This is a genomic window from Pseudomonas sp. AMR01 (assembly GCF_041946035.1).
Taxonomy (GTDB): Bacteria; Pseudomonadota; Gammaproteobacteria; order Pseudomonadales; family Pseudomonadaceae; genus Aquipseudomonas; species Aquipseudomonas antarctica_B.
In genome coordinates this window covers 14,436-27,031 of record NZ_JAUTYR010000001.1, presented here as the reverse complement: position 1 = coordinate 27,031, position 12,596 = coordinate 14,436, and the positions used below count along the sequence as shown (strand labels likewise).

Sequence of the window (12,596 nt, the reverse complement as noted above, 5' to 3'; positions counted from 1 at the left end):
GTTCAATATTATACAACTCGTGTTTAGGTCAAACGCACCGTCAACCACCCGAGACTTTCCCCGCCCATGCACGGACGCCCCCTCCTCATCGCCCTATTCCTCACCGGTACTGCCATGGCCGCAGAACCCTCCCGCTACACCTACGACGAAGCCCCCACCGATGGCTTCATGTACGCCGTGCGCTATCAGCAAGCCAAACTGGCCTGTGGTTCGCTGCCCGAAGATCTCGAGGCGGACTATGCTAAAGCGATGCGGCTGACTGGCGAGGCCAGCCCTGCGTTTAAAGCTAGCTATGCACAGCGCTTGGCAACCCAGCCAAAGTGGAGCAAACCGGCGTTGCCTGAAGAACAGGCGCTTGCGTGCGAACAAAGCCAGCACACCTTGCGCGTAACGGTGCAGCTCGCCCGGCAATGGTTTCCCGGTGGCTGGTAGCCACGTGTTTTAATCCATTGATCGGTCCATTGATCGGAGGTCCACGATGAACCCACACAGCACCGCCCTTGTCCTGATCGAGTTCCAGAACGACTTCACCACACCCGGCGGGGTGTTTCATGATGCGGTCAAAGACGTCATGCGTATTGGCGACATACTGGCCAACACTGCAACCACGGTGCAGCAGGCGCGCAAGCTGGGCGTGAAGATCATCCATTTGCCGATCCAGTTCGCCGAGGGTTACCCGGAGCTGACCACGCGCGACTATGGAATATTGAAGGGTGTGGCTGATGGCAGTGCTTTTCGCACCGGCAGTTGGGGGGCCGAGATCACCGAGGGTGTGGGCCGCGAGGCCGGCGATATCCTAGTGGAGGGCAAGCGTGGGCTGGATGGTTTTGCGACGACGGGACTGGACCTGGTGCTGCGCAACAACGGCATCCAGAACCTGGTGGTGGCAGGTTTTCTGACCAATTGCTGCGTCGAAGGCACGGTGCGTTCAGGCTACGAGAAGGGCTACAACGTGGTCACCTTGTCCGACTGCACGGCAACCTTCACCAGCGAACAGCAGCAGGCCGCCGAGCAATTCACGCTGCCGATGTTTTCTCAGGTGCTGCAACACACACAGTTCCTGGAAACCCTCAGCCGTTAAGGGTGAATCCCGAAGACACCGGCGCAGGCAACTTGTGCCGGCGCGGTCGCTGTTGCCAGGCAAGTTGCGCTTGCACCCGGGCGACGGCTTCCAGGACTTTGTGCGCCCATTGCTCATCATTCGGACGCACGACAACCACACGGAAACCGTGGTCGTAACCTTCGATTTGCACGCCACCGTCCTAGAGCCAAGTCAAAATTTTTTTTGGCGATCTGAGAGTCTATAGGTTTCGTCGGGCAGGCTGTTCAGCCTGATCATTGCGCATGACCGCGGTGTAACCGCGCTACGTGCTGATCTATGCGACCTTGGATCGTGCGCAAGGTAAAACCTACTCTCTGACCTGAGAGAAAGTAACGACTGGACCATATTCCTGATCAGACACTATCGCTTGCACACAAAATTTCTTTTCTGGAAATTTACTCAGCAACAGCATCCTCCATGACTGAGCAACAATCCTGCACAGCTGTTCATAAACAGCATCCTCCACCCTACTCCCGCAGCCTCCAAAAACATCATACAGATGCAGATGATTCAAAACCTTCTCAACGGCCACCACATCATTATTACAAGTTTCCATCCAACTCGCGAATGCTTCAAAAGTAAAACTGCTTTCCAGAAACACACCCGATTCGTGAAAAACAAAATCGGGGAATAAAACTTTACAAAACATCAAGGCATCTTCAGGGTGCACAACATCACTAATATAAGAAAACTCATCCAGCTCCGACTGATCCGCCCATTGGCTTTTCCAACGCTCATACTTTGGAGAACTGACAGAATCTACAACCTTAATGATCTTCATGAAGTTTCTTCTGCACTGATGCTTCGTGGAGGTTTTTTGCTCGACGAAAATTGTACTCCGATCAATCCGTCTGGCAACTTGTTGCGAGCATAGTCACCTGAATGACCGGCACAGCGTCATGGCGTGCCGGAACGTAATACGGTGTGAAGTCGAACACCCGGGAGTTACCGGGCGCCTGACCAACCTTGAGTACGCCTTCAGTTGCGCCGATCTACCAAGCAGGAGGGACTTAAAACTTGATAATCCTTAGAAATCTAGGCAGTTATTCGCAACCGTATCGCCGCTATTCAGGACACACCACTATAGGGGTCGGATACGGAGTCACCAAACTCAGAGAGCGCGAGAGAAATCTCATTAAAAACTTCCGGTGACACGTCGGTAGGCGAGCGAGAGGCCAGGAAAGTATTGATCGCCTCAAGCCCCAAGCTCGCCATGATGCTAATAACCTGTTCAGCCTGTTCCAGATCATGACCATCCCATAAAGACAACACGCGATGTTCAATTCGTTCTCTAAGACTGTTGTCTAACAAACTATAGGTATGCCACTGCCTATCACTCAATTGCACTAATGACTTTACAAGCTCCGCGCTACCGGTTTTTTTAGATTCGAACTCATCCAACAACTCGGAAAACGCCATTTCAAGCTCCTCGCGGGTCATGAGATCTGGCAGCGCTGCGTAATATGCAAAATTTTTCATATTTAAAAATCCACAGGTCTAGCTGTGCAGTGGCCTGTCGACTAATTGCCCCCAGGACCAATCAGCGAGCTTTCGATCTGCACGCCAGGCATCATTTGCTGTAACCCTTTGATCAGTTTGTCCCCCGCTTCCGTCAAGGCCTCAAGCGGCATCGCCGGCAGACTCTCCAGGATGAACCACATGTTTTTGGCGTCAGCACCAAGACGGGTCCTGACACCTTGTCGCCAATTCCAGCGACGGCAGGTCACTCCTTTGTCATCGCGCCAGACAACCTCGCCGGCGTCTGGGTACTCGAAAGCAGGAGCGCCCTCTTTCATGGTGTCAAAAGGTTCGGTGCCATCTGCAATTGCCAGACGTGGGGAGCCCACATAGGCATCAATATTTTCCCCGCCGACCGGGATGGCGTACTCAATACTGATTGCGTTGTAGAGGTCGACGATGGGGTCCAGGCTCGGCAAGCTGCCGTCGCGTAACACCCGTTTACGCAGTGCCTCGGCTGAACAAGGCGTGCGCTGCGGCTTGGCGCCGAACGCTCGGAATGTCTCGGCCCATGCGGCCAAATGGGCTTCTCCCCAGCTTGGCCCACCTTCCTGCACGGCCTTGAAAGCCCGGTCCAGTGCGGCCTGAGCCACCTCAGGGTGGGTCAGTGGCGCAGCTTCCACCACGATGCTCAGGGCCCGGAACTCCGGGGCCAGCTCGGCAACGGCTTGATCAATTAACGGCAGTACGGACAGCATCAAAACCTCCAGCAACCTGAATGTCATTTCATGCTAGTCAGTGACGACCGGAAAAGTCAATATAATGACTAATATCACCCACTATAACGGATGATCCGATTGACGCAGCGGCTGATAAAGGCTGAAAATCCGGGCACATTTTGCCGCGTGAACCTTATCAATGACCACGAATACCAGCCTGTCGACTACCCTTGGCGCTGATGCTCAAGCTGTCAGCCTGGCCGTCGCGCGCACGCTCAAACAGGCGCGCAAGGCACAGAAGATTACGCTGGATGAGCTTTCCCGACGCGCAGGCGTGAGCAAAGGGATGGTCGTCGAAATAGAGAAATGTACGGCGAACCCCAGTATCGGCATCCTTTGCAAAATCGCCGCCGCGCTTGGCTTGTCCGTTGCAGACATTGTCAATGTGACCGAAGCCCCATCCGCCCATATCATCAACAGTCAAGACATCCCCACGCTCTGGAACGGGGAGCTGGGAGGAACGGCGCGCCTTCTGGCTGGAACGTCCGGCCCCGACATGATCGAGCTGTGGCGTTGGGAAATGCACCCAGGCGAGTCCTTCGCTTCACAGGGTCATCCTCAGGGCACGCTTGAACTGTTTCATGTGGAAAAAGGCACGCTGAGATGCGTGGTAGGGGAAACGGAGTTGGTCATCCCTGCGGGCAGCTCGGCAGTGGCCAAAACCGATGTTCCCCATTCTTATTCCAACGCGGGGAGATCCAGGTTGGTATTCACTATGTCGGTGACGGAGATGCATCAGTAGGCACTGGCAGGCTGGCGGCCAGTGAGCCTGCCCTCGCGGTTTAACCTAACTGATTAGCAAATTTGCCTACCGCGTCGACTACCCTTTTAGCGCCATCCTGGATCTCCACTATCACCTCGCCTGCCTGCGTAGCCAGTGCAAGGCCTTGCTCCGCTTGGGACTTACTGTTCGCCATTTCACCCACGGTTTCATCGACCAATTTCTGGTTCTGCATGACGACAGAGGCAATTTCTTCCGTCGCGCTGCTGGTGCGCCCAGCTAATTGCCTGACTTCATCCGCGACTACGGCAAAGCCTCGGCCCTGCTCGCCTGCGCGGGCAGCTTCAATCGCAGCGTTCAACGCCAACAAGTTGGTTTGTTGAGCAATACTACTGATCGTCTGAATGATCGAGCTGATCAACAGTGACTGTTTGCCGAGCGCTTCGACTCCGCCAGAGGCAGCCTGCATATCCACGGCGATCTTGCGCATGGTATGCATTGTGTCGTTTACAACGACTGCTCCGTGCTGAGCACTGACATCGGTCTGCTGGGATATTTCAAATGCTGTTCGGGCTGCATCACTGACCTCTTTTTCCCGGGCAACCTGGTCAGTCACTACCGTGGCAAACTTGACCACTTTGCACAGCGTCCCTTCAGTGTCATACACCGGGTTGTAAGTAGCCTCCAGCCATACGGTTTGACCGCGACTATCAACGCGCTCAAATCGACCCGCGACAAACTCACCCTTTTTCAGGGTCAGCCAAAAGTCCTTGTATCGTTGAGACGCGGTTTCTTCTGGCTTGCAGAAGATACTGTGATGACTGCCTTTCGCTTGCTCCAGGTTGTAGCCCATCGCTTTGAGGAACTGATCGTTCGCCTTGATTACGTGCCCGGAGAGGTCGAACTCGATTACCGCAGTTGAACGAAGTAATGCATCGATGAATGACGCGTTCTCCGAAGCCTGTTCCAGGCGAGAGGTAATATTCGCCCCATAACATGTGATGTGGCTCAGGCTGCCACCTGCGTCCGCGATAGGTTGCCAATGGGCACGGATCCACACCAGGGAGCCGTCAGCATGCAAATACCGGTAATCGTCCGTGATTGATTTACCGGAGGTGACCGCAGCGCGAAAGTTATGAAAGCAAGGGAGCTTCGTTACGTAGTGCGGAAAAATATCCGACATGGCGCGCCCAATAAGACGATCCTGGGTGTAGCCCAAAGCCCCTGCAAAATTGTCGTTACAGGAAATGATTTTAAAGGTTGAATCGATAGTCAGCGTCAGCATTTCACGGTCAAGGCCGTCGCGTAATTGGCGCAGCGCCGAGAGTTCCGCTTCCTGGGAAATTAGTCGGCTTTTGAGCTTGGTATTAAACATGGACAACCGCCTCTTGGATTATGAAAGGCTATCGGCATTTTCCCCTATACATTAAGGGAAGCCGACGGACGTAAGGCAAACCTGAGAAAAGGTGCTCCGAAGAGCGCCATAAAAAGAAGTAAAGCAGGTTTACCTGACGCGGGTCTGGCGTACAAACCGTCCCCTGCACGTCCTCACAGTTTGAAACGCGAAACGACAGTACGCAGTTCCCCTGCCAGCAGCGAAAGCTCTTGCGCCGTTGCGGCGTTGTCCTCTATGCCCTCCATCAGTGCAACACTGCCATTACGTATCTCGGTCACATTACGGTTGATATCTTCCGAGACGGCATGCTGCTGAACCGCCGCGCTGGCTATTTGCGTGTTCATGCCGACGATTTGCTCAACACCCTCATTAATTGCGTCCAGGCTGGTGGAGGCCTGGTCGGCAGACTCGATACATTCCTGAGCGCGCAATTTGCCCGCTTTCATTTGCTCGACCGCAGCACCCGTTGCACTTTGCAGCTCCTGGATAATCCGGCGGATCTCTTCGGTGGAAGTTTGTGTGCGCGAGGCCAGTGTTCTGACCTCGTCCGCGACCACCGCAAAACCTCGACCCTGCTCACCGGCGCGGGCGGCTTCAATGGCGGCGTTCAACGCAAGCAAGTTGGTTTGATCGGCAATGTTACGGATCACCTCTATTACGCCACCTATCTGTTGGCTGTGTTGGGCCAGCGCCGAGACCTTTTGCGCGCTGCGCTCCACCTCGTCGGCCAGAGCCTCAATAGTCACGCGGGTTTCCTGCATTTTCGCCAGGCCGGCGCTGGAGGACTGGCTGGCGTGCTCGGCGGCGTGGGCAGCACCCTCGGTATTTTGCGCCACGTCCGCGACGCTGGTGGTCATCTCGTTGATGGCTGTGGCGACTTGTTCGGTTTCGCTTTGCTGGTTGCTCATTGAGCGTTTGGCTCGATCAATCGACACGCCAATGCGCTGCGCTGCATCGGAGACCGATTGGGAACTGCGCTCGACCTGAGCAAGCGAGGAGCCAAAGGCTTGCACCATATGGTTAAGGCCGTTGCCCACGTCGGCCATTTCATCTTTACCGCGCACTTGAATGCGCACGCTCAGGTCGCCCTGGGCAATCAATTGGGTGGCCACCAACACGTCGTTGATCGTGCGGCGCATGGCGCTGTAGATGCCGCTGAACACATACACCAGCAGCAGGCCAAGAACGACAAACATGCCTAGAATAAATTGCCGTTCCGAGGTTTTTTCCTGAACGCGTTGTTCAAGTGCATTCGACAATGCTTCCTGCAGCGTGTCTTGGGCTTTGTACAACTGCGCCACCACCGCATTGCCCTGGGCCGGCAAGTTCTGCACGCCGCTGATGATGTCGGTTGGCGCGCCAATCAATACTTCGAGGTCGGCGCGAAAGTTGTCGAGGCTGGCAAAAGCACTGGTAATCGGGGCCTGAATGCTATCGGCCAGAGCGGGTTCTCTGCGGCGCAAAAGTGCCAGGCTTTGCTGTAGCTCTTTATGGATCAGTAACTCATTTTTGAGCATCGACTTGATGACGCTGCGCGCACCCGCACTCAAGGTTTGCCCGTCATGCAGCCCGCTCGCCAGCCCGCGCAATTGGCCGACGATATTGATTTGGCGTGGCAGCCTCAAGGTGCTCTGGTCGATCATGAACAACGAAGCGTAATCTTCATCCAGCACCATGCCGGACGTGGCCGATACGTAGTACACGAAGTTCAGCGTCTCGTTGAGCTGATCGCTCCAGCCGTCGAACATCGCGGTTTGGTTGGCATCGGCTTTTGCCAGCTCAATCAAACGCTGTGCACCGTCGTGCAGACGCTGCACTCGATCACCGGTCTCCAGCTGCGTGGTGTATTGGCGGTCGGTTGCGGTCAGTTTCGAAAAAGCGCCCTCCAACTTCTCCTGGTTGGTCGCTAGATCGGCTTGAGCGGTTTTATCACCGCTGAGCAGGCGGTTGGTGAGCGCACGCTGCATCATCGATATGCGCATAACAGGCGTCACGTCCAGTAAATAGCGCTGGCCCAATTGTTCCGAGCGAATGACCTCAAGGCTTTCGTTGATTTGATTGAGGACACGCGTCCCGAGCAAGCCCAAAGGGATCAATACGATGATCGCAAGCACCGCGAATTTCGTGGAGAAGCGTAATCGGTTAGCCATGTGTACGGCAGGAGCAAGGATATTCATGGAGTTCTCACAGCCCGGAATGGGACATTTTGTAGGTGGTTTGTGGTTGAGAACGCTCCATTTCCTCGAATGCCTGGCTCTGTCTGGCTCATTCGGCTGGTCACTTTTTTATGTAATAAAAAGTTTCAGTAACTCTGTCGGCATCGAGATTAAGAACTTTATGAAAAGTTGTACATTTAATTATATTTGTACAACTTGGGAACGCCTTGAGCGCAATGATGTCGCGGAGCCACTACGCAAGCTTGTAGCTGGCCCATGTGCGCAATGCCGTGGGTGATCGCTATCCTGCCGATTTACACAAGAACGCTGACCGCTAAATCCCAATACCCTGCGCCCATCGGTTCAGCTCACCTTGCGACCTTCGACCGGGTAACCCGGGTCCGTGAAACCGTGGGTCGATGCATGCCCCGGCACCACCAGGCTGTCGACCAGTTTTTCGTCATCCGGCCCCAGTTCCAGCCCTAACGCGTCCAGGTAGCTGTCCCAGTGAGCCTCGGTGCGAGGGCCTGCGATTGCCGCGCTGATCAGCGGGTTCTTCAGCACCCAGGCGATGGCAAAGGCCACTGAAGTGGTGCCGCGATCGGTGGCGTGCCGGGCGATGGCCTGGGCAATTTTTAAAGACTCGGGCCGCCATTCTGTCTGCTGGATTCGCTTGTCACCGCGACCCGCCCTGGTATCCGCCGGCGGCGGTGCATCCACTGGGTACTTACCGCTCAGAACGCCACGGGCAAGCGGGCTGTAGGGCACAACACCCATGCCGTAATTGCCGGCGACGGGCAATTGCTCGACCTCGGCAATACGATTGACGATGTTGTACAACGGCTGGCTGAGGGTCGGCCGCTGAATGCACCTCCATGGGTAGGCAGCCTCAGGTTGATGCAGTTATGCGCAGCCAGGTCTTTCGGCGCCACACTGCGCGTGGTTCGCGTCAATAAACGCACGCCAAGGCGGGCTTCCAGCGCGCGAATGGTATGACTCAGCGCCGACTGCGAAACGCCGAGCTGGGCAGCTGCGCGGGTAAAGCTGCGCTCCCGTGCGACCGCAATAAATGCCAACAAGTCGGCGTAACCTTCACGCGCCATTTATGAACCTCATTCATAGACCGATCGCTGGATAGCCTATCTCACATCAATGGGAAGGTCTCACAGTGCGGCACTCAGCCCTGTATCCCGCAGTCTTGAGGTGCAGGCGCCGCGCGGTGCTTGAATCGGAACCCGTGCAGGCCTAACCTGCACGCGCAGCATTTACCCTTCGAGTCAGGACGACCTTACATGTGGGATGGCAACGTTACCTTCGGTGATTCATGGGCCGGTTACATTGGCCGTGCGGATCAAAACACTGCCCATTCCCATGTTGCGATCCAGCTGTGCATTGGCGTCAATCACCCGGTCAACCTGGAGCTTCCCGGGCAGTTGATTCGCGCAGCGGGCGTGATTATCGGCCCGAATGTCGAGCACCGTGCAGTGCCTGACTGTCATGCGGTGGCCTTCGTCTACATCAACCCTGATACCCCGCTGGGCCGCGCACTCAATGCGCTGCTGCAGGATAACGGCATCGCCCTGGCCAGCGATGAACTGCTGGAATGCTTTCGCTGCACCACCTCCCTGCCCCAGTTCGTCGAAGCGCTCGCACGCCTGCTGGCGATCTCCGCGCCCATCGACCAACGCCTCTATAAAGCCTTGAACATTTTGCGCCTGGACCGCGACGGCCCAGGCTCAGTTGGCCGCGCCGCCAATGCGGTGGGCTTGTCCAGCCCGCGCTTGCGTTGTGTGGCGACCCACCAGATGGGCGTTTCGCTGTCCCAATGGATCATCTGGAACAAACTAGAACGCGCTTCCAAAGCCCTCGCTGGAGGTTCCAGCTTGTCGGACGCAGCCGCAGACGGCGGCTTCTCCGACCAGGCGCACCTGGCCCGCATGATGCGCCGCATGATTGGCATGACGCCCCGCACCGCAGCCAAGGTATTGCGCAAGACAAGCGTTTCATTCAAGACGCAGTGATATCAAAACGCCAATATCGATCGCATCTTATTCGCCAACACGTTAAGTGCTGATCGTCTCCCCCCACAGAGCCCCTCAGCGCCGCTGAAAGTGAATACAAGAGTGTTCGCCAGGGGCATCTGTGCCTGGGATTCGGCGGAACGCACCGTTAATTCTTTCGATGAGTCCGCAGGAAGCGTCCTACATGTCAGAACCGCAAAAACTAACCGTCCTGCTCACAGGGGGCTCAGGCGTACTCGGTGATTCACTGATCGACTGCCTGGCCAAGGACGTTCACCTGGTGTGCCTGGCGCGCAAAAGCCGCATCCGCCACCCAGGGGTTGAAGTGCTCAAGGGCGATATCTGCAGCCCTCGGCTGGGGTTGGCCGCCGCTGATTACGAAGCGCTGCTAAACCGTGTGGATTGGGTGATCCACGCTGCTGCAGTCACCCGTATGGATGGCGACATCGACCAGATTTTTTCGGTGAACTACCTCGGCACCGAAAACGTCGTGAGGTTTGTGCAGCAGGCCAAAGTGCCGCTTTATCACGTCAGCACAGCCTCCGCTCATCCGTGCGATTACTACGAAGGCGTGCAGGCTGAAACGCCGTACGAAGTTGCCAAGCGCCAGGCCGAAACCCTGGTGCGCTCGTCCGGGATCGACGTGTCGATCTTCCGCCCGTCCATCATCATCGGCAATTCGGACAGCGGGCACATGCCCAACTTCCAGGGTTTTCACATGACCATGGGGCTGATGATGTCCGGCGTGCTGCCGATCATTCCTTGCCCGCCGGCAGGTTATGTCGACCTGATCGCTCGGGACGTGGCCGCACAGGCGATCGCCAATGCGTTGCACCAGCGCTTGATTGGCGAGGACTACTTCCTCACCAGCGGCCCGCAGTCCCTGGACCTCACCCGCCTGCTGGACCTGATGTGCCAGTCGATGGAAACCCAGGCGCAAGCCTTCACCCGGCCACGTTGCATGGCGCCGGATATTTATGAGCGGTTGATCCGCCCGGTGTTCCTGCCGGCGCTGTCCGGCAACATTCAGGCCGCGCTGGGTCGCGCCAACCAGCTGTGCCGCTATGCCTGCCTGCGCACACCACTGCCGACCTCATTGCCGCAGCTGCTCGGCGAGCCGGCGTTCAGCGCACGGGATGTGAGCCGTGAATTACTGCTGTCACTCAACCACCTGGCCCCCAAGTTAGGTGCGCTGACCCGCATGCTCAAGCAGCCCGTGCCACCGGCAACAGAAGCGAGCCCGGCATGAACCGGCGTCCCGTCGAACCTGCAGCCGACGCCGAACAGATCGATCAATTTTTTCGCCAGCACGTGAACTCGGGCTACGCGCGCCTCGCCGCGCTGATGAACTTGCCGATCGAGCAGTCCAGCCGGGGCGTCTACATCTATGACAGCCAGGGCCGCGAGTACCTGGACGTGGGTGGCTACGGCGTGTTTTTCCTCGGCCATGGCCACCCGGTGGTGGTGGAAGCCGTGACGCGCCAACTGCAACAAAACGCCCTGTCCAGCAAGCTGTTGCTCAACCCGCAACAAGCACTGGCCGCACACGATTTGGCAACGTGCTGCCCGGGCAACCTGGACTATGTATTTTTCTGCAATTCGGGGGCCGAAGCCACCGAGGCCGGCTTGAAACTCGCCCGGCTCAACGGCTGCCACCGCACGCTGTCGACCCTCGGCGGCTTCCACGGCAAGACCCTCGGCGCACTCTCCGTCACCGGTCGCGACAGCTACCGCGAGCCCTTCAGCGGCCTGCTTGGCGACACCGACTTTGTGCCCTTCGGCGACAGCGCTGCGCTGGAACAGCAACTCAGCGCCTCGCCGGAAAAAGCCTGCGTGATTCTCGAACCGATCCAGGCCGAAGCCGGTGTGATCGTGCCGCCAGCGGGTTACCTCACCCGCGTGCGCGAACTGTGCGATGACTACGGCGCAGTGCTGATTTTTGATGAAATCCAGTCGGGCCTGGGCCGCACCGGCCATTGGTGGGCGTGCGACAGGGAGCAGGTGGTGCCCGACATCATGCTGGTCGGCAAAAGCCTGTCCGGCGGCTGCGTGCCCGTCAGTGCAATGGTGGCCAGCGCGGCGATCTACGCGCCGTTCAATCGCAACCCCACGGTGCACACCACCACCTTCGGCGCCAACCCGCTGGCGATGGCGGCCGTGCAGGCCACCTTGCAAGTCATGCAGCAAGAGAACCTGGTGGAACGCGCCCGGCTGATGGGCCAGGAACTGCACGCCCGCTTCACGAACTTGCTCACGCAAATGGGCTTGGCCGAGCGCGTCAAGTTTCGCAGCGCGGGCTTGCTGCTGGGTTTTGAATTCACCGAGGCCTCCATCGCCGCGAACATGGTCATGGCCTTGATCGAACAGCACATCATTGTGTGCCACTCACTCAATGATCACCGAGTGATCAGGCTCACGCCTTCGCCGCTGCTGACCGCCCAGGACTGCACCCGGTTGATCGAGGGGTTCGCCAGCGCGCTCACCTCCTCCATCCCTACCCTTTGAATGGAATCTGCCCCATGCAACACGTCAATGTACAGGCACACATCCCCAACGCCTGCGCTGATCAAGTCTTCGCCGTGATCAGCGACTTCAGCAACTACGTCGAGCTGTGCGACTCGGTGCGCACTATCACGATCAACAAGGTCAGCGACCTGGTGTCGTTCACCTCGTGGGAAGTCAACTTCCACAGCGGCATCCTCAAATGGCAGGAGCGCGACACGTTCAACCGCGAAACCCGCGAAATCCACTTCGAGCAAATGGCCGGCGACGTGGACCACTTCTCGGGTACCTGGCAAGTGCTGCCCGACGGCAAAGACTCGATCATCACCTTCGAATCGCGCTTTGACCTGGGCCTGCCGATGCTCGCCGACATGCTCGACCCGGTGGCCCAGCAGGCCATCCGCGAAAACATTCACTCGATCATCACCGGTCTGTTTCCGGCGAGCTACCTGAAGGCCTGA

At 57.3% G+C, this 12,596-nt stretch carries 11 protein-coding genes and 5 pseudogenes; 7 read left to right on the top strand and 9 right to left on the bottom strand.

Translation table 11 applies throughout. The features are described 5' to 3' along the window. Positions 1-114 precede the first annotated feature (114 nt). Together Q7C20_RS00130 and Q7C20_RS00125 are read left to right on the top strand one after the other, a co-directional pair. Positions 115-432 (top strand): hypothetical protein, encoded by a 318-nt coding sequence (locus Q7C20_RS00130; RefSeq protein ID WP_348056413.1) that lies wholly within the window; start codon positions 115-117, stop codon positions 430-432. A 46-nt stretch (positions 433-478) separates the two neighbouring features. After that, a complete protein-coding gene (locus tag Q7C20_RS00125) occupies positions 479-1,081 on the top strand; it encodes a cysteine hydrolase (RefSeq protein WP_348056415.1) in 603 nt (200 codons plus the stop codon). Here the strand turns inward: Q7C20_RS00125 and Q7C20_RS00120 are convergent. The 4 genes and pseudogenes from Q7C20_RS00120 to Q7C20_RS00105 form a co-directional block, all read right to left on the bottom strand. Continuing rightward, a pseudogene (locus Q7C20_RS00120) lies at positions 1,071-1,256 on the bottom strand (hypothetical protein); the annotation flags it as partial. The gene Q7C20_RS00125 and the pseudogene Q7C20_RS00120 sit on opposite strands and share 11 nt — an antisense overlap. A 153-nt stretch (positions 1,257-1,409) precedes the next feature. Continuing rightward, positions 1,410-1,883 (bottom strand): hypothetical protein, encoded by a 474-nt coding sequence (locus tag Q7C20_RS00115; RefSeq protein ID WP_375064259.1) that lies wholly within the window; start codon positions 1,881-1,883, stop codon positions 1,410-1,412. A gap of 287 nt (positions 1,884-2,170) precedes the next feature. After that, positions 2,171-2,581 carry a hypothetical protein gene (locus Q7C20_RS00110; protein WP_375064257.1) on the bottom strand — a complete coding sequence of 137 codons (411 nt, stop codon included), beginning with the start codon at positions 2,579-2,581 and terminating at the stop codon, positions 2,171-2,173. Positions 2,582-2,622: 41 nt separating this feature from the next. Further along, complete coding sequence (locus Q7C20_RS00105) at positions 2,623-3,318, bottom strand: B3/4 domain-containing protein (protein WP_375064255.1); 696 nt, start codon at positions 3,316-3,318, stop codon at positions 2,623-2,625. Between the two features lie 160 nt (positions 3,319-3,478). Here Q7C20_RS00105 and Q7C20_RS00100 point away from each other — a divergent pair, with 160 nt between their 5' ends. Then, positions 3,479-4,081 (top strand): cupin domain-containing protein, encoded by a 603-nt coding sequence (locus Q7C20_RS00100; protein ID WP_375064253.1) that lies wholly within the window; start codon positions 3,479-3,481, stop codon positions 4,079-4,081. A gap of 40 nt (positions 4,082-4,121) precedes the next feature. Here Q7C20_RS00100 and Q7C20_RS00095 read toward each other — a convergent pair. From Q7C20_RS00095 to Q7C20_RS00075, 5 genes and pseudogenes are all read right to left on the bottom strand, one after another. After that, positions 4,122-4,556 (bottom strand): annotated as a pseudogene (locus tag Q7C20_RS00095) (methyl-accepting chemotaxis protein); the annotation flags it as partial. Between the two features lie 105 nt (positions 4,557-4,661). Further along, positions 4,662-5,345 (bottom strand): annotated as a pseudogene (locus tag Q7C20_RS00090) (PAS domain-containing protein); the annotation flags it as partial. Between the two features lie 263 nt (positions 5,346-5,608). After that, on the bottom strand, positions 5,609-7,633 hold the full coding sequence (locus tag Q7C20_RS00085; RefSeq protein WP_375064251.1) for a methyl-accepting chemotaxis protein: 2,025 nt from the start codon (positions 7,631-7,633) through the stop codon (positions 5,609-5,611). A gap of 342 nt (positions 7,634-7,975) precedes the next feature. Next, positions 7,976-8,479 (bottom strand): annotated as a pseudogene (locus Q7C20_RS00080) (aldo/keto reductase); the annotation flags it as partial. A 56-nt stretch (positions 8,480-8,535) separates the two neighbouring features. Next, positions 8,536-8,715, bottom strand: a pseudogene (locus tag Q7C20_RS00075) (LysR family transcriptional regulator); the annotation flags it as partial. Between the two features lie 189 nt (positions 8,716-8,904). Between Q7C20_RS00075 and Q7C20_RS00070 the strand changes: the two are divergent. The 4 genes from Q7C20_RS00070 (at position 8,905) to Q7C20_RS00055 (ending at position 12,596) form a co-directional block, all read left to right on the top strand. Beyond that, on the top strand, positions 8,905-9,633 hold the full coding sequence (locus tag Q7C20_RS00070) for an AraC family transcriptional regulator (protein ID WP_348056437.1): 729 nt from the start codon (positions 8,905-8,907) through the stop codon (positions 9,631-9,633). 184 nt (positions 9,634-9,817) lie between these two features. Next, complete coding sequence (locus tag Q7C20_RS00065) at positions 9,818-10,882, top strand: SDR family oxidoreductase (RefSeq protein WP_375064248.1); 1,065 nt, start codon at positions 9,818-9,820, stop codon at positions 10,880-10,882. Then, on the top strand, positions 10,879-12,138 hold the full coding sequence (locus tag Q7C20_RS00060) for an aspartate aminotransferase family protein (RefSeq protein ID WP_375064246.1): 1,260 nt from the start codon (positions 10,879-10,881) through the stop codon (positions 12,136-12,138). The genes Q7C20_RS00065 and Q7C20_RS00060 overlap by 4 nt, the downstream gene beginning before the upstream one ends. 14 nt (positions 12,139-12,152) lie before the next feature. Next, positions 12,153-12,596 carry an SRPBCC family protein gene (locus Q7C20_RS00055; protein ID WP_348056440.1) on the top strand — a complete coding sequence of 148 codons (444 nt, stop codon included), beginning with the start codon at positions 12,153-12,155 and terminating at the stop codon, positions 12,594-12,596.